The organism is Nonomuraea roseola, assembly GCF_039535395.1.
GTDB lineage: Bacteria > Actinomycetota > Actinomycetes > Streptosporangiales > Streptosporangiaceae > Nonomuraea > Nonomuraea roseola.
The window spans coordinates 117,431-134,211 of record NZ_BAAAXC010000004.1; the positions used below are offsets into that span (position 1 = coordinate 117,431).

Genomic DNA, 16,781 nt, shown 5'->3' on the forward strand with positions numbered 1-16,781 from the left:
GTCATGATCGGCTCGCGGTCATGGCCTGGCGCCCGGCCACGGTCCCGGAGTCGCCCCCTCGTCCACGTCGCCGGGCTCGTTGAGCTTCTCGTCGTAGACCTCGAAGCCCCTCGCCCGGTAGTTGGCCAGGGCGGCGGGGCCGTCGAGCGAGCAGGTGTGCAGCCAGACCCGCCGGGTCTCGGGCAGGGAGGGCCAGCGGGTGACCAGGTCCCAGGCGCGGGCGGTGCCGATCGAGAGCAGGTGGCCGCCCACGCCACCGCCGATCGCGTACGGCAGCAGCCCGAAGTAGGCGATCTCCACCTGCGCCCCCTCCTGCGGGTCCAGCTCCACGTAGCCTGCGGGGGTTCCCCTGTGCCAGGCGACCCACGTCTCGACGCCCGGCCTGGTCAGGTGGGTCATCCACTGGTCGTAGGTCCAGGCGAGCCGGTCGGTCCACTGCCAGTCGCCGCCGACCGCGGTGTAGAGGAAGCGGCCGAACTCGGGCGAGGGGACCTCGGCCCTGACCACCTCGACGGGCAGCCGAGGCTCCCTCGCGGGGATCAGGGCGTCGGGCGAGCGCTGCTCCAGGTACCAGGTGATGACATCCACGCGCGCTATTTCAGCACGTCGTCCCTGGTGCGGGGACCACCAGGGCGGTCAGGTAGCGGTTGAGGTGCCCGCGGGCGCACTCGTTGGAGGGATACAGGGTGTGCCCCGGCCCTTCGTGCCTGACCAGGCCGCTGCCAGGCACCTGCGCCAGCACTCTGGCCACGGCGTCGGACTCGCCCCACGCACCCGCGCCGACCAGCGGCGGCAGGCCCTTCGGCAGCGGCGCGGGCGGGTTGGTCACCCCGGCGGGCCAGCCCACGCAGTTCAGCGTCGCCGTGGCCATCGTGCCCGCCGTCCCCACGTTCGGCGCGATCCTGTTCAGGCGGGCGACGGTCGCCGCCATGTCCTTCCTGCCGGCGAAGCGCGGCCAGTCCGTGCACTCGGTGACGCCGTTGGCCGCGTCGGGGAAGCGCAGGCCGCGGGCGGGAACGAAGCCGGAGGCGTCGCCGCGGGCGGCCTTGGTGACCGCCTCGGCCAGCGCGCTCCATCCCTTCGGCCCCTGCCGGACGAAGGACTGGGCCAGCCCCTGCAGGTCGCGGCCGTCGTAGGCCAGGCCCGCTCCCGCGGGGATCGGGCTGCGGTCGGCCTTGGCGACCAGCTTCTGCCAGAAGGCGGGACGGCAGGCCTCGCGCTCGCAGGAGGCGAAGTAGCGGCCCATGGCCTGCTCGTTCTGCAGGGCGGTCAGCTCCAGCTCCCTGTTCCAGTCGGCGGCGCTGTGGTTCCAGGTGCCGTCCAGCACCATGGCGCGCACCTTGCCGGGGAAGAGCCTGGCGTAGGCCTGGCCGTAGAACCCGGCGTAGGAGGCGCCGTAGAAGGTGAGCTCGGGCTCGCCGATGGCCTTCCTGATCGCCTCCATGTCCCTGGCGTGGTCGGCCGAGCTCATGTTGGCGAACAGCTCGGGGTCGCTGCTCCTGCAGGGCTCGGCCAGGCCGCGGTTGAGGTCGGAGAGCCTGGCGAAGTCGGCGTCGTCCTCGGGGAAGGCGGGGATCGGCACGCGCGTCCACGTGCACGGCAGGGCGGTGCTGGTGCCCTGGACCTGCTTGCCGTAGCCGCGGGTGTCCCAGGTGACGATGTTCATCCGTTTCCGCAGCTCGGCCCACATCTGGGGCATGGTCTCCGTCAGCAGGATGCCGGGCGCGCCCGGGCCGCCGTAGGCGATCAGCACCGAACCTTCGGCCTTGCCGGTGGCGGGCAGCCGTCCGACCTTGAGGGTGATCGCGCGCCCTTCGGGTCTGTCCCAGTCGACGGGCACGCTCACCTCCGAGATCTCCATCTTCTCCGTGGGGGCGGGTGAGGGGGAGGGCGCCGGGTTCAGCAGCGCGAGCGTCAGCGCGAGGTGTGTGATCATGCCGCCCAGGTTCCCGGTCTCCCGACCTGCGCGCATCAGACCACGGTCTGATCCGCGACTTGACCAAGCAATTGCTTGGCAAGTACGTTCCGTGCAGAGGAGACCCCTGGAGGCGTCATGATCGAGTTCCATCCGGTGACCAAGCACATCGGCGCCGAGGTGACCGGCGTCGACCTGCGCAAACCGCTGTCGTCCGAGGAGGTCGCCACCCTCAGGCAGGGCTGGCTCACGCACCTCGTGCTCTTCTTCCGCGACCAGCACATCGACGACGACCAGCACCTGCAGTTCGCGCTCAACTTCGGCACGCTCAACCACCCCGCCTTCAAGAAGGACGGCGCCAGCCCCATCCACGTGCTCGACCAGACCGACCCCAAGGGGGAGGGCGGTGACGAGTGGCACAGTGACAACACCTTCGAGCCGACCCCGCCGATGGGCTCTCTGCTGCGCTGCGTCCAACTGCCCAGCGTGGGCGGCGACACCCTCTGGGCCAACACCTACCTCGCCTACGAGACGCTCTCGCCGCCGCTGCGGCGCCTGTGCGACGAGCTGACGGCCGTGCACGACATCACGGCCTCCATGAAGAAGGCCATCTCCAAGGGCCACCCCTTCGACCTGGCCGAGGTGCAGGCCAAGTGGCCGCCGCTGGTGCGCCCGGTCGTCCGCACCCACGCCGAGACGGGCCGCAAGGCGCTGTTCGTCAACCGCGCCTCCACCACCCGCCTGGTCGGCCTGTCCGACAGGGAGAACGAGGCGCTGCTGCCGCTGCTCATCGACCACATCCGCTCGCCCGAGTACCAGGTGCGGCTGAACTGGCGGCCGGGCACGCTGGCCTTCTGGGACAACCGCTCCACCCAGCACTACGCCGTCGCCGACTACACCGAACGCCGCCGCATGCACAGGGTCACCGTCAACGCCTTCCCCGAGCACGCGGACGCCTCCTGACACCTCCTTCGGGCGCTCGCGGGCGAATTCGTCGGCGAGACCTGGTAACAAGGAGCACATGACTGAAGCAGTCGCGATGATGCGGGAAGAAGCCGAGACCCACCTCCGTGCGCTGGCGGGGGAGCACGCGCGGCTGCGCGACGACCAGTGGACGGCGATCGAGGCCCTGGTGGTCGACCGGCGCAGGGTCCTGGTCGTCCAGCGCACGGGGTGGGGCAAGTCGGCCGTCTACTTCGTCGCCACCGCGCTGCTCAGGGAGCTCGGCGAGGGCCCCACGGTCATCGTCTCCCCGCTGCTGGCGCTGATGCGCAACCAGATCGCCGCCGCTGAGCGGGCCGGCATCCGCGCCGTGACCATCAACTCCGCCAACCCCGAGGAGTGGGAGGAGGTCTACGGGCGCGTGGCCGAGGGCCTGGTCGACGTGCTCCTGGTCAGCCCCGAGCGGCTCAACAACCCCGACTTCCGCGACAACGTCCTGCCCGAGCTCGCCGAGAGCGCGGGCCTGGTCGTGGTCGACGAGGCCCACTGCATCTCCGACTGGGGCCACGACTTCAGGCCCGACTACCGCAGGCTCGCCACGCTGTTCGAGGAGCTGCCGCCAGGCATCCCCGTGCTGGCCACCACCGCCACGGCCAACGCCCGCGTCACCCGCGACGTGGCCGAGCAGCTGCGCTCGCCCATGGGCGACGACGAGGGCACACTGGTGCTGCGCGGGCCGCTGGAGCGCGACAGCCTCCACCTGTCGGTGGTCAGGCTGCCGACCGCCGAGCAGCGCCTGGCCTGGCTGGCACAGACACTCAACGAGCTGCCGGGCTCGGGCATCGTCTACACCCTCACCGTGGCCGCCGCCCACGAGATCGCCTCCTACCTGCGCGAGCAGGGCCACGAGGTGGCCGCCTACTCCGGCCAGACCGAGCCCGCCGAACGGCTCGCGGCCGAGGAGGCCCTGCTCAACAACAAGATCAAGGCGCTGGTCGCCACCAGCGCCCTCGGCATGGGCTTCGACAAGCCCGACCTCGGGTTCGTCATCCACGTCGGCGCCCCGCAGTCGCCCGTCGCCTACTACCAGCAGGTCGGCAGGGCAGGCCGTGGCGTCGAAAGGGCCGAGGTCATCCTGCTGCCCGGCACCGAGGACCGCGACATCTGGGCCTACTTCACCTCCCTCGCCTTCCCCCCTGAGCAGGTGGTGCGCGCCACCCTCGGCGCGCTGGAGGCAGGCGGGGTGATGTCCACCCAGGCGCTCGAGACGGTCGTCGACCTCAGCCGCAGCCGCCTGGAGATGATGCTCAAGGTGCTCGACGTCGACGGCGCCGTCCGCAGGGTCAAGGGCGGCTGGACGGCCACGGGCGAGGACTGGGCCTACGACGCCGAGCGCTACGCCCGCATCGCCGCGGAGCGCAGAGCCGAGCAGGAGGCCATGCTCGGCTACCTCACCACCACCGAGTGCAGGGAGGAGTACCTCCGCAGGCGGCTCGACGACGACGCCGCGACCCCGTGCGGGCGCTGCGACAACTGCACCGGTCAGCACCGCTCGCCCGAGATCGCGGCGGTGGCGGTCGAGAGCGCTCGCCAGACCCTGTCCAGGCCCGGCGTCGAGGTCGAGGCCCGCAGGCAGTGGCCCACCGGGCTGCAGGACCTCTCCGGGCGCATCAAGCCGGAGCTGGGCGCCGAGCCGGGCAGGGCGCTGGGCAGGCTCACCGACATCGGCTGGGGCAACAGGCTGAGGGAGCTGTTCAACGGCCCCGACACGCAGATGCCCGACGACATGTTCAAGGCCGTCATCCAGGTGCTGGCCGCATGGGACTGGAAGGAGCGGCCCGTCGCGGTCGTCAACGTGCCCTCGGCGTCCAGGCCGCAGCTCGTGCGCGGCTTCGCCGAACGGCTGGCTAGCGTGGGGCGGCTGACCTATCTCGGCGAGCTCGGCTACCGGGCGGGCTCGCCCGGCCAGCAGTTCAACAGCGCCAAGCGGGTCCAGGCGATCAGGGGGACGCTCGCGATGCCCAAGGAGCTGGGCGCGGCGATCGCCCAGTGCGGCGGCCCGGTCCTGCTGATCGACGACAGGGTCGACACGGGCTGGACGATGACGCTCGGCGCGGCCCTGATCCGCCACGCGGGCGCGCCCGCCGTCCTTCCCCTGGCGCTGGCCACGACGTCCTGACGGGTCGCCGGCGCGTCAGGACGCCGCTCCCATCGTCACCACGTCGTAGCCGTTGAACACCGGGCTGACGTGGATGTTCGTGGCGTTCTTACCGCGGATCAGCGCCGACCTGCTCCACAGCAGCGGCAGCCAGGGAGGCGCCCGTCAGCGGGCCTGCCTCGGCCACCCGCTGCTGCAGGGAAGGGCCATCGACGTGCTCACTGACGATGTACGGCCGGGCGTCGAGGGCGCCGACCTCCAGCACCCTGGCCGTGCAGAACTCCGCCACCCGCCTGGCCACCTCGGCCTCATGCCCGAAGCGCCGCACCGCGGAGGGGTCGTCGGCGAACCTGGCGTGCAGCACCTTGATCGCGACCCGCTCGCCCGAGGGAGCCGTGCCGAGGTGGACGCTGCCCTGGCCGCCTTCGCCGAGAAAGCCGGAGAGCTGGTAGGCGCCCACCGCGAGAGGGTCGCCTGGCCTTAGCGGACGCACGCCGGATACCCACTCCCTCGCTGCGACATGGGGGAGTATCAACCATGAAGTGCGTCAGAGGCGCGGGCGAGCCCCGAGGTGCGAGATCGCCTTGGAGGCGAGGCCGCAGCCGGCCGACAGCGCCTCGGTCGGCGGCTTGCCCGCCAGCCACGCGGGAAGGAAGCCCGCGCAGAACGCGTCACCCGCGCCGGTGCCGTCGACCACCCGCTCCACGGGCTCGGCCGCCACTCTGACCGGCTCGGGGCGGCCGTTGGTGTACCACAGCGCGCCGTCGACGTTCATCTTGATGACGACCTGCGGGAACCAGGCCGTGAGCACCTTGGCCGCGGCCTCCGGGTCGTCGCGGCCGGTCAGCACCTTGGCCTGGTCGGAGTTGGCGAACAGCAGCTTGACGCCGTTGGTCCACTCGAGGAACGGCTCGGCGCCGGTGCGCTCGAGCGGCGCCGAGGACGAGCAGTCGACCGAGATCGACATGCCGGACCTGCGCGCCATCTCCAGCGCCGCCAGGCCCGCCTCGCGGGAGCCCTCGTTGATCAGCGTGTAGCCGGACAGGTGCAGGTGACCGCCAGAGTTGAACAGGTCGCGCGGCAGGTCCTCCGGCGACAGAGCGGCGTTGGCGCCAGGATCGGAGAGCATGGTGCGCTCGCCCTTGTGCGTGACGAGCACCACGCAGGTGCCGGTCGGCCGCTCGGGATCCATCACGAGCCTGGCGTCGACGCCGTAGCCCATGAGCTCCATGTCGCGGTTGCGCCCTGTGATATCGGCGCCACGGCGGCCGATGAAGGCGACCTCGGCGCCCTCGACCGCCAGCCAGGAGGCGATGTTCGCCCCCGACCCGCCACCGTGCATGGTGACGATCGCCGGGGTGTCACTCGCCCTGGCGAGGGCGTAGCGGGCGCGCGCGACCGCATCGGTCATGAGATCGCCCACCACCACGACCCGCGTCATGATGTCACCGCCTTGCTGCAATCCTTCGCGCCTGACGCCGAAAAACTTAACAGCTTCGGGCCTGCTCGTGGGGCATACACCGGACACCCGGTCCTAGTCGATGCACAAGCGTTGCCCAACGGGCGCCGCATGTGAGGCACGGGTCTACGCTCGGGACTGTGGAGGCTCACTATCCCGCCCACTGGGAGGCGGACGTCGTCCTGGCCGACGGTGGCACGGCGCACGTCCGGCCGATCAGGCCTGCCGACGCCGACCGGCTCAGGGCGTTCTACTCACGACTGTCGGCCGAATCCATCTATTTCCGCTACTTCGGGCCCAGGCCCAAGCTGTCGGACCGCGAAGTGGCCTTCTTCACCAACGTCGACTACGTCGACAGGGTCGCCCTGATCGCCACGATCGGCACCGAGATGGTGGCCGTCGTCCGCTACGACCGCACGGCTCCGGGCGAGGCCGAGGTCGCCTTCCTCGTCGAGGACGCCCACCAGGGCAGGGGCGTGGCCTCGGTCATGCTGGAGCACCTGGCCGCCACCGCCCGCGAGCGCGGCATCGAGACCTTCATCGCCGACGTGCTGCCCGCGAACATGAAGATGATGGGTGTTCTGCGCCAGGTCGGCTACACCGCCCAGAGCCGCTTCGCCGACGGCGTGGTCCGCATGACGCTCGACCTCACCCCGACCGAGACCTCGGACGAGGTGACGGCCTCACGCGAGCACCGCGCCGAGGCCCGCTCCATCGCCAGGCTGCTCACGCCCGGCTCCGTCGCCGTCATCGGCGCCTCACGCGAGCCGGGCGGCGTCGGCCAGACCGTGCTGCGCAACCTGCTGGCCGCCGACTTCACCGGGCCCGTCTACCCCGTCCACCGCGAGGTGCGGGCCGTGGCGGGCGTGCGGGCCTACCCGAGCGTCAAGGACATCGACGGCGAGGTCGATCTCGCGGTGCTCGCCGTACCGGCTGACAGCGTGATCGACGTGGTCAAGGAGTGCGCCGAGAAGGGCGTGCGCGGCCTGGTCGTGGTCTCCTCGGGCTTCGGCGAGACGGGGCCCAAGGGGCGGGCGCGCCAGGACGAGCTCGCCCGCATCGCCCGCGCGTACGGCCTGCGCGTGGTCGGCCCCAACTGCCTCGGCATCGCCAACACCGACCCGGCCGTACGGCTGAACGCCACGCTCGCGGCGACCGTCCCCGGCAGGGGCAGGGTCGGCTTCTTCAGCCAGTCGGGCGCCCTCGGCACCGCGCTGCTGCAGCGCGTCGCCCAGCGCGGCATCGGCATCTCCAGCTTCGTCTCGGCGGGCAACAGGGCCGACGTGTCGGGCAACGACCTCCTGCAGTACTGGGAGGAGGACGAGGCCACCGAGGTCATCCTGCTCTACCTGGAGTCGCTGGGTAACCCGCGCAAGTTCGCCCGCCTGGCCAGGCGCATCTCGCGCCGCAAGCCGATCGTCGTGGTGAAGAGCGGCGGCACCACCCAGGGCGTGCCCATCGGCCACTCCGCCTCCGCCCTGCGCCTGCCCGACAGCGCGCTCAGCTCGCTGTTCGAGCAGGCGGGCGTCATCAGGGTCGACGACCTCATCCAGCTGTTCGACGTCGGCCAGCTGCTGGCCTGCCAGCCGCTGCCCGCGGGGCCGCGCGTCGGCCTGATCACCAACTCCGACGCCCTGGGTCTGCTGGCCGTCGACGCGTGCGTCAGCGCGGGGCTCGAGCCCCGCCCGCCGGTCAACCTCGGCGCGGCGGCCGGGGCCCATGAGTTCGGTACGGCTCTCGCGGGCGTCCTCGCCGACCCTGACGTGGACTCGGCGGTCGTCATCTACATGCCCCCGATCCCTGGCGACTCCGCTTCGGTGGCGGCCGAGCTGGTGAGGGTCTCACGTGAGGCGGGCAAGCCGGTGCTCGCCACGTTCGAAGGACAGCTCGGGATGCCCGCCGAACTGCGAACCGACCCGGCCGCCCTGCCCGAACGCGGCTCGGTGCCCTCGTACGCGGCGCCCGAGGAGGCGGTGCGGGCGCTGGCCGACGTCGTGCGGTACGCGCTGTGGCGCAAGCAGCCGACGGGGGCGCCGCCCGAGCTCGACCACATCGACACCGAGTCCGCCCGCACCCTCGTCGCCCAAGCCCTGACCCACCCCCCAACCGAACCCCCCGAAGGGACCGCAGCCGAAGTCTCGGAGCTCCCGGGTCAGGCGACCACAGCGGCCGCCACGCCTTCCCCCGAAGCAACCCCGGCCGAAGCCCCTTCGCCCTCTTCGTCCTCCCGAGAAACCCTGGCCGAAGTCCGAGGGAAGCCGGGCCAAGAGACCTCAGCGGTCGAGCCCCGAGGCACCCCGGCCGAAGTCCCGGGATCCACGGGTCAGGAGAGCTCAGCGGTCGAACCCCGAGGCACCTCGGCCGAAGTCCAACCGGAGGAGTCGCCGCAGGCCGACGCCGGTCCTGTCGAGATCGACGCCACCGAGTTGCTCGCCTGCTACGGCCTCACCGTCTGGCCCGCCGAGATCGTCCAAACCCCCGACGACGCCGTCGCCGCCGCCGAGCGCCTCGGCTGGCCGGTGGTGCTGAAGGCCGCCGACCCCGAGGCCGCCAAGCGGGCCGGCACCGTACGCCTGGGCCTGACCTCCCCCGCGGCCGTCCGTCAGGCCCACGCCGACCTCGCAGGACAGCTCGGCGCGGACGTGGTCCTCGCCGTCCAGAAGATGGCACCCCAACCGGCCGTTCCCACGGTCGTGAACGTCCTGGAGGATCCCGCCTTCGGCCCCGTCGTCTCCTTCGGCCTCGGCGATGTGACGGCCCGCCTCCTGCGCGACCGCGGCTACCGGCTCGCCCCTCTCACCGCGGAGGACGCCGCGGGCCTGGTGCGCTCGGTGGAGGCCGCGCCGCTGCTCTTCGGCGAGTACGGCTACCCGCCCGTCGCCGTCGACGCGCTGCAGGAGCTCCTGGTGAGGGTCGGCCGTCTGGCCAACGACCTGCCGGAGGTCGCCAGACTCGACCTCGACCCCGTCCTGGTGGGGGAGTCGGAGGTGTTCGTGCTGGGCGCGCGCGCCGTACTGAGGAGCCCCGAGGGCCCTCGCCGCGACGGAGGCCCCCGCCGCCTCGCCTGAGCCCCCAGACGGCAACGCGTCACCTCGCCCTGGCCCCGGAAACGGAGGACCCAGCTGCCTCGGTCGGACCCTGAGACGAAGCCCGCCCCCTGGCCAGGGCAACGAGAGGCCCGCCCCCCGGTCCGGGCGCGAGGAGCGGGAGAACTCGTCCCCAGTCCAGGTTTGGGAGGGGAGACTCGCTCCAGCCCCGGCCCGGGAACGGGAGGATCGCCCCCGCCTGGACCTGGGAATGGCAGGCCCGCCCCCGAGCCGCTCCGAGCCTGGGCCAGGGAGAACCGGAGGATCGCCCGCCCTGGACCCTGGGGACGGAGGTCCGACGCCCAGCCGGGGGCCGGGGATGGTGCGGGCCGAGCGGGCGAGGACGCGGCCCGTAAGGCTCTCGGGCAGGGGGCAGCCCTTCGGTGTCAGGCCACTGGAGCCGACCGTCAAGATCACCGCCCCGCGCGAGGCTCGGGGGAACGGGAGCCTGCCCCCGCCGGGGCCAGGGAAACGGGAGGCTGACGCTTCGTGTGGGCCATCGGATGGTGAGGCCCGGTTGAGCCCTTGGAGAAACGTCCGCTGCCTCGTGTCAGGGCCGGGAGAGGGGCTGTCGGCTCGTCCGAGCGCCCGCAGGGGAGCCGACAGCCGCGCTGAGGCGGTCGGGGCTCGGGCCAGGGCGGCCGGGGGTGCCCACCGTTTCGGCAGGGTATGCCGCAAAACGGGATACGAGTTGGCGAAATGTTATGTCAGGCAATTGTTCGCCATAGCGCTCTATAAAAGTATCCGGTAAAGCGATATGCATAACGTATTGGGAAATGTCCGGATATGTGCCTGTGAGTGTGAGCGGTGTCCGAGGGCTGGCAGGATGGATGCCATGAGGGAAACCCGAGTCTCAGCCGCGGGCCTGCGTGAAGCGATCGAGCGCAGCGGCTACTATCCCGACCTCGTCACCGATGCGGTCGAATCCGCGCTGGGCAAGGAGGCGGTGACCGCCTACGTGGTGCACCACGAGGCCACGTTCGACCCGGCCATGGAGGTGCGCAGGCACGTCACGGTGCTGGTCCTGACGGGCTCACGGCTGCTGGTCTGCCACACCGACGAGCACCCGCCCGCCGAGGGCGTCTCGGCCTCCCACGCCTCCACCACCACCGAGGCCGTACGGCTCAGCCGCGTCCAGTCGGTCGCGGTCACCAGGGTCGTGCCCGACCCCGCCTCCTACGTTCCCGGAGTGCCGCCCACCGAGGCGACGCTCACCATCGGGTGGGGCGCCATCTCCCACGTCGACCTCGAACCCGCCACCTGCGGCGACGAGAACTGCGAGGCCGACCACGGCTACACCGGCGCGATCACCGCCGACGACCTGTCGCTGCGGGTCAGCGAGGCCGCCGACGGTCCCGAGGCGGTGGGGCACGTGCTCGCCTTCGCCAAGGCCCTGTCCGAGGCCACCGCTCGCGCCGCCACCTGACCTCCCGCCACCCCGTGCCCCCGCCTCAGCGCCCCACGCCACCGCCCCGCCCCCATCGCGCGCGGGCCGCAGCGCCGGCGCCCACCAGGGCTGTCCTTCGCGCGCGGGTCGAAGCGCCACCCGCCCTGCGCGCGCGGGCCGAAGCCCCTGGGGGCGATCGTGCCGCCCGCCTGCGCGCCGGCCGAGGCGGAGGCCGGCGCGGCCGGGCTCGAGCGGAGGCCCGCACGAGCGCTCACCCATCCGAGTTCGACACCCCAGGAGCGTGATGGACGGCAAGCCCCCCCAGCCCATGGTCCCCGCCTACGGCGCCAACTCCCTGGCCGACCTGCCGAGCTCACTCCTCGCCGCCCTCGGCGTCCCGAGCCGTGACCAGGGCGCTCAGTCCGCGGGTTCGGACAACCTCCTGGATCTCGAACCCGCCGACCGGGTCTGCCTCTTCCTGGTCGACGGGCTGGGCGCCGAGCTCCTGCGGGCCCACGCCGACCGCGCCCCCTTCCTGTCCTCGGCCACCGCGAGGCGGCTCACCGCGGGCTTCCCCTCGACCACCGTGACCAGCCTGTGCTCGCTCGGCACCGGCCTGCCTCCCGGTGAGCACGGCATGCTGGGCATGACGCTGGCCGTGCCGGGGGAGCGGCACCTGTTCAACTGCCTGCGCTGGACGCTGCCCAAGGGCATGCCGCCGATGGACCCCTCCGAGTGGCAGCCCGCCGAGACCGTCTACCAGCGCGCGGCCAGGGCGGGCATCACGCCCAGCTACGTCGGGCCCGCCGCCTTCGAGGGCACGGGCCTGACCGAGGCGGTCTACAGGGGCGTGCGCTACGTGCCCGCCGACACCGTGGAGGAGCGCGTGGCGGGGGTGAAGGCGATGCTGGCAGGGCCGCGCGCCCACGTGACCGTCTACCACGGCGACCTCGACGCGACAGGGCACCTCGTGGGCTGGGGCAGCGCTCAGTGGCTCGACCAGCTCGAGCTGGTCGACGACATGGCCGCGCGGCTGGCCGAGACGCTCCCCCCTGGCTCGGCGCTGTACGTCACGGCCGACCACGGCATGGTCAACGCCGAGGAGAAGATCGACGCGCAGGCCACGCCCGCCCTGAGCGAGGGCGTGGCGATGTTCGGAGGAGAGGCCAGGGCCAGGCACGTCTACACCGAGAAGGGCGCCGCGCCCGCCGTCCTCGAGGCATGGCGTGAGGTGCTGGCAGGCAAGGCGTGGGTGGTGTCCAGACAGGAGGCGGTGGATTCGGGGTGGTTCGGCCCCGACGTGCGCAGGGAATGGATGGGCAGGATCGGCGACCTCGTCGCCGTGCCGTACACCGACTGTGTCATCCTCGCCTCTGCGACCCACCCGATCGAGGCGGCCTTCGTCGGCTACCACGGTTCGATGACGGCCGCCGAGCAGCTTGTCCCACTTCTGGAGGTGTCCACCCGATGACCAGCCCTCTGATCGGTCCATCCGAGCTCGCCGCGCTCGAAGGGGCCGCCCTGCTCGACGTGCGCTGGCGTCTGGGCGGCCCGCCGCAGCGTGAGGCCTACGCCGAGGGCCACATTCCGGGCGCCGCCTTCTGCGACCTCAACGCCGACCTGGCCTCGCCCGCGGGCGAGGGCGGCCGTCACCCGCTGCCGTCGGCGGAGGCGTTCACCGCCTCCATGCGCAGGCTCGGCGTGGACGGCTCGCGCCCCGTCGTCGTCTACGACGACGCCGACGCCACCGCCGCGGCGAGGGCCTGGTGGGCGCTGCGCTACTTCGGCCACGAGGACGTGCGGGTCCTCGACGGCGGCTTCCGCGCGTGGCAGGAGGCGGGCCTGCCGGTCACGAAGGACGTCCCGGAGGTCACGGGCGACTTCACCGCCAGGCCGGGCGGCATGCCGGTGCTGTCGGCGCAGGAGGCGGGCGCGCTGGCGAGCACCGGCGTGCTGCTGGACGCCCGCGCGGGTGAGCGGTACAGGGGCGAGGTCGAGCCCATCGATCCGGTGGCCGGGCACGTGCCGGGCGCCGTCAGCGCCCCCACCACGGAGAACGTCGGCCCCGACGGCCGCTTCCTCGATCCGGCCGCGCTGCGCTCCCGCTTCGCCGCGCTCGGCGCGGTCGAGGACGTCCGGGTGGGCGCCTACTGCGGGTCAGGCGTGACGGCCGCGCACGAGGTGCTGGCGCTGGAGGTGGCGGGGGTCCACGCGGCGCTGTACGTGGGCTCGTGGTCGCACTGGATCACCGACCCCTCGCGTCCCGTCGCGACCGGCTGACGACCACGGGGTGCTCGCCCGCGCCGAAACAGGCGAAGCCGGGCACCCTCGTCTTGCTGGAGGCCGTGGCCAGCGCGGCGGCGGGCGGCTCGCCTGCGGCGATGAGGTTGTGGAAGAGCGTCATCAGCGCCAGCGCCTCGTCGTCGGGCACCGGGATGAGCCCCGCCACCACGCAGGCGGCGCCCCTGGCCAGGAACGTTCCCGCCAGCCCGAGCGGCGCGCCCTCCGCGGGCACCCTGGCCATTCCCGAGTCGCACGCCGACAGCACGACCAGGCGTGGCGGGCAGTCGTGGGTGAGCAGGTCGTAGGCCATCAGCGGCCCGTCCTCCAGCTCGATGCTCGACAGCAGCGGGCTGCGGGAGTGGAAGGTGCCGTGCGCGGCCAGGTGCAGCACGTCGGCCCTGCCGAGCGCGTCGGCGACGTCGGCGAGGCGTCCGCGCACCAGCTCGGTGCGCCGGTGCGCGGCCAGCACCCGCTCGACCTCGGTGGCCGCATGCCGCAGCCCGGGGCCCGCGGCGGCGATCACCAGCGGTTGCGCGCGGCGAGCCCGCTCACGGGCCGCCAGCCACGCCGCGGCGCTGGGCACGACGCTCACCGGCCTGGCGTGCAGGCAGGGGAGCACCGACCAGGGCAGCGTGTGCAGGGGGCCGGCGGGGACGATCACCAGGGCGCGGCCGTCGATCTCCTCGGCCACCTGGTCCAGCAGCAGCCGCTGGAGGATCGTGGCCTCGGCGAGCACGGGGTCGGGGCCGCCGTGCCGGCCTCCGGGGGCGGCGTCGCCCAGGCTGGCGCGGCGCAGGCCGTACCTGAGCCTGACGACGGCCTCGGACACGGTCGCCGTGTCGGCGACCCTGCGCAGGGTGATGCCCGTAGCGGTGATCACCAGGACCAGCAGCGCGTCGTCGTGGCAGACGAACTCCACCAGGGCCGCCCCCGCCAGCGCCGACCTGACCGCGGTCATGCCGGGCGCGTCGGGACGCCCGCCCGCCACCGCCCGCCACCGCTCGGCCCAGGCGAACACCGACTCGGGCTCGCGCGTGTCGATCGCCAGCCCCAGGCCGAAGGAGGCCAGCCGATGCCCCGCGCGAGCCATGTGCGCCCTGAGCGAGGGATCGTCGAAGCGCCCCGCGTCGGAGCCGACCTCGCGCAACCCCCGATGCACCGCGGCGAACGCCGCGGCGCTGTCGCCGCGCAGCCCGGCCAGCAGCGCCGCCGCGTGCCATCGCACGGGGGACGGCACGCCGTCGCAGGGGTCGGGCTCGCCGCCGAGGTAGGCGGCCTGCTGCGCCGAGGCCAGCGGGATGAGGTGGCGCAGGCTCAGCGCGGGCGCGTCGAGCAGCGGGGCCAGATGGCGCGCCTCGCGCGCGGGACGCCGCGCCGCCGCCTCGGGGTCGAGCAGTGACAGCTGTGCCGTGGCCGTCTCGGTGTCGCCCAGCGTGAGCGCCAGCTCGGCGGCCGCCAGCCGTACGGCGGCGGCCTCGGCGGTGAAGGAGGAGGACGCGAGGTCGTGCGCGCACGCCAGCAGCCGCTCGAGCAGCTCACGGGAGGGCGGCTCCAGCGCGAGCCTGGCGCGCAGGACCACCTCGGCCGCCAGCCGCCAGGAGTCGCAGCCCTGGGCGGTCAGCTCCGCCTCGGCCCTGCGGGCCACGGCGAGCGCCTGGCGGGCGTCGCCGGTGACCAGCTCGACCTGCGCCAGGCGCAGCCTCGCCTCGGCCAGCGCCACCTGCGCGCCTGCGGCCTCCAGCTCAGGTACGGCCAGGCTGAGCATCGCCCTCGCCTCGCCCGGCAGGTGGGCGGCCAGCAGCGCGCCCGCGAAGTCGGCCCGCATCGTGGCCAGGCGCTCGGGGTAGCCGAACAGGGTGTCCTCGCACGACCGGTAGTGGGCGAAGGCCGCGGGGATGTCGCCCTGCCGTACGGCGAGAAAGGGCAGGTTGGCCGCGGCCAGCCTGGCCAGGTGCGCCAGGCCCGCGCGTTGCGACAGCTCGAGACAGGAGGCGATGTCGCGGGTGGCCTGCGGCCAGCGGCCCTGGTAGGCGTGCACCAGCCCCCTGTTGAGCAGCCCGCCCGCGCGAAAGCGCTGGTCGTCGATGGTGCCCGGCGCTTCGGCCAGGACCGCGAGCGCCCTGTCGCACGAGGCGACGGCCTCCTGGTGGCGGCCGAGGTGCGCCAGCGCGACGGCCCGCTGGGTGTCGAGCTTGGCGCGGTCGAGCGGCGACAGGTAGGCCCACGCCATGGCGGCCACGCGCAACGCCTGCAGCGGGTGGCCGCGCTGGGTGCGCACGCTCACCAGCGACAACCGCGCCTGGGCCAGCCGCTCGGCCGGGGCGCCGCTCGTGGCGATCGCGCGGCGCAGATGACTCTCCGCGGTCTCGAGATCGCCCAGCTCCCTGCAGGCCAGCGCCATGGCGCGCAGGGCGATCACGGCCGCTTCGACGGCCCCGGCCTCCTGCGCGGCGGCGAAGACCGCGCGGGCGCTGTCCAGCGCCCGCGCGGGATCCATCCCGGACTGGAGGATCGCCTCCTCCGCCCTCGCGACCAGCCCTTCTGTCACGGACGGATCCGCACCCATCGGGTGGCGACGGGCGTGAACCCAGGCCGGTGGCACACCACGCTGAACCAGCCGGGCGGCAGGCCGGTGGCGGCGAACTGGCCGGTGGACGGCAGGTCGCGCGACACCGTGAGATGCGGCGTGCGGATGTCTATCGTGGCCCCGTCGCCGGGATGCGGTGTCACCCGCCCCGCCAGGTCGATCAGGCCGTCGCCGATGGTCACCTCCAGATCGAAGGAGAAGTCCTGGGTGGCGAACCTGACCAGGCGTGGCCCGTCCGCGTCGCGAGTGTCGCGGGTGGCGACGCTCTCCGCCGGGGCGGCGGTGTCGGCCTGGGCGAGACGCAGCGCGAAGGTGTCGCGTGCGGCGGCCGAGACGTGGGCGGGAACGGGGTCGTGTCCCGCGGCGATGCGGAGCGCGGCCAGAAGGTACTCGTCGTCGATCATGGCACCGTTTCCTCTTGAGAGATCAGGGTGCGCAGCTTGTTCAGACAGCGAAGTCGAGTAGGCCCGACGCTGCCGGTCGGCACGCCCAGCCGAACCGCCAGTTGGTGCGTTCCCGCTTCGGGAACCGTCGCCACCAGGCGGAGCAGGGTTCGGCATGGTTCGTGCAGTGCGGACACCGCCTGCCAGAGCAGACGTCCCTCGTCGGCCTCGAGAATGAGCGAGGCCGGGTCGGGATCGAAGGGACCGCCTTCAGGAAGGCAGAGGTGCGGGCGCAGCCCCGCGCCTCTCCGGGAAATCAGCAGAGCCTCACGCCTGGCCGCTGTGGCGAGCCAGGCGCCCACGCTCGCTGGGTCCCTGATCGAGTGCAGATTCTCCAGAAGCCGCAACCACGCACCCTGGACGGCGTCCGCGGTGTCGGCCTCGTTCAGCCCGCACGCGTGAGCGACCGACCACATCCGCTGCCCGAACCGGCCGACCAGGCCGGTCCATGCGGAGTGGTCGCCGTCGGCAGCCGCCTTCAGCAGCTCCTCAGGGAGACGATGGTCGCTCACGTTGCCTCC

General features: G+C 72.9%; 13 protein-coding genes. 6 read left to right on the top strand and 7 right to left on the bottom strand.

Annotated elements, in window-relative coordinates; translation table 11 throughout:
- Window positions 1-18 precede the first annotated feature (18 nt).
- Together ABFX55_RS01285 and ABFX55_RS01290 are read right to left on the bottom strand one after the other, a co-directional pair.
- A complete protein-coding gene (locus ABFX55_RS01285; protein ID WP_346116773.1) occupies window positions 19-588 on the bottom strand; it encodes a GNAT family N-acetyltransferase in 570 nt (189 codons plus the stop codon).
- Between the two features lie 10 nt (window positions 589-598).
- Complete coding sequence (locus tag ABFX55_RS01290) at window positions 599-1,936, bottom strand: alpha/beta fold hydrolase (RefSeq protein WP_346116775.1); 1,338 nt, start codon at window positions 1,934-1,936, stop codon at window positions 599-601.
- Window positions 1,937-2,053: 117 nt separating this feature from the next.
- On the opposite strand from ABFX55_RS01290, the gene ABFX55_RS01295 reads away from it, so the two are divergent.
- Both ABFX55_RS01295 and ABFX55_RS01300 read left to right on the top strand, forming a co-directional pair.
- Window positions 2,054-2,878: a TauD/TfdA dioxygenase family protein gene (locus ABFX55_RS01295; protein WP_346116776.1), complete on the top strand. Its 825-nt coding sequence runs from the start codon at window positions 2,054-2,056 to the stop codon at window positions 2,876-2,878.
- 58 nt (window positions 2,879-2,936) lie between these two features.
- Window positions 2,937-5,036 (top strand): RecQ family ATP-dependent DNA helicase, encoded by a 2,100-nt coding sequence (locus ABFX55_RS01300; RefSeq protein WP_346116778.1) that lies wholly within the window; start codon window positions 2,937-2,939, stop codon window positions 5,034-5,036.
- Between the two features lie 88 nt (window positions 5,037-5,124).
- Here the strand turns inward: ABFX55_RS01300 and ABFX55_RS01305 are convergent, their stop codons facing one another.
- On the bottom strand, window positions 5,125-5,508 hold the full coding sequence (locus ABFX55_RS01305) for a protein kinase family protein (protein WP_346116779.1): 384 nt from the start codon (window positions 5,506-5,508) through the stop codon (window positions 5,125-5,127).
- Between the two features lie 54 nt (window positions 5,509-5,562).
- A complete protein-coding gene (locus ABFX55_RS01310) occupies window positions 5,563-6,456 on the bottom strand; it encodes a carbohydrate kinase family protein (RefSeq protein WP_346116781.1) in 894 nt (297 codons plus the stop codon).
- Between the two features lie 158 nt (window positions 6,457-6,614).
- Here ABFX55_RS01310 and ABFX55_RS01315 point away from each other — a divergent pair, with 158 nt between their 5' ends.
- The 4 genes from ABFX55_RS01315 to ABFX55_RS01330 all read left to right on the top strand — a co-directional run bounded on the left by ABFX55_RS01315 (window position 6,615) and on the right by ABFX55_RS01330 (window position 13,227).
- Window positions 6,615-9,542: a bifunctional acetate--CoA ligase family protein/GNAT family N-acetyltransferase gene (locus ABFX55_RS01315; protein WP_346116783.1), complete on the top strand. Its 2,928-nt coding sequence runs from the start codon at window positions 6,615-6,617 to the stop codon at window positions 9,540-9,542.
- Between the two features lie 853 nt (window positions 9,543-10,395).
- A complete protein-coding gene (locus ABFX55_RS01320) occupies window positions 10,396-10,986 on the top strand; it encodes a DUF5998 family protein (protein ID WP_183646900.1) in 591 nt (196 codons plus the stop codon).
- 265 nt (window positions 10,987-11,251) lie between these two features.
- Window positions 11,252-12,418: an alkaline phosphatase family protein gene (locus tag ABFX55_RS01325; protein ID WP_346116785.1), complete on the top strand. Its 1,167-nt coding sequence runs from the start codon at window positions 11,252-11,254 to the stop codon at window positions 12,416-12,418.
- Window positions 12,415-13,227 carry a sulfurtransferase gene (locus ABFX55_RS01330; RefSeq protein WP_346116787.1) on the top strand — a complete coding sequence of 271 codons (813 nt, stop codon included), beginning with the start codon at window positions 12,415-12,417 and terminating at the stop codon, window positions 13,225-13,227. The genes ABFX55_RS01325 and ABFX55_RS01330 overlap by 4 nt, the downstream gene beginning before the upstream one ends.
- On the opposite strand, the gene ABFX55_RS01335 is transcribed toward ABFX55_RS01330, so the two are convergent.
- Genes ABFX55_RS01335 through ABFX55_RS01345 form a run of 3 tightly spaced genes read right to left on the bottom strand, consistent with a single transcriptional unit; the run spans window position 13,193 to window position 16,772 of the window.
- Window positions 13,193-15,778, bottom strand: a complete 2,586-nt coding sequence (locus ABFX55_RS01335; protein WP_346116789.1) for a CHAT domain-containing protein — start codon at window positions 15,776-15,778, stop codon at window positions 13,193-13,195. The genes ABFX55_RS01330 and ABFX55_RS01335 overlap by 35 nt on opposite strands.
- Window positions 15,775-16,221: a peptidase associated/transthyretin-like domain-containing protein gene (locus ABFX55_RS01340; RefSeq protein WP_183646893.1), complete on the bottom strand. Its 447-nt coding sequence runs from the start codon at window positions 16,219-16,221 to the stop codon at window positions 15,775-15,777. Before ABFX55_RS01340 ends, ABFX55_RS01335 begins: the two co-directional genes overlap by 4 nt.
- A complete protein-coding gene (locus ABFX55_RS01345) occupies window positions 16,218-16,772 on the bottom strand; it encodes an RNA polymerase sigma factor (protein ID WP_312895521.1) in 555 nt (184 codons plus the stop codon). The genes ABFX55_RS01340 and ABFX55_RS01345 overlap by 4 nt, the downstream gene beginning before the upstream one ends.
- Between the last annotated feature and the right edge of the window lie 9 nt (window positions 16,773-16,781).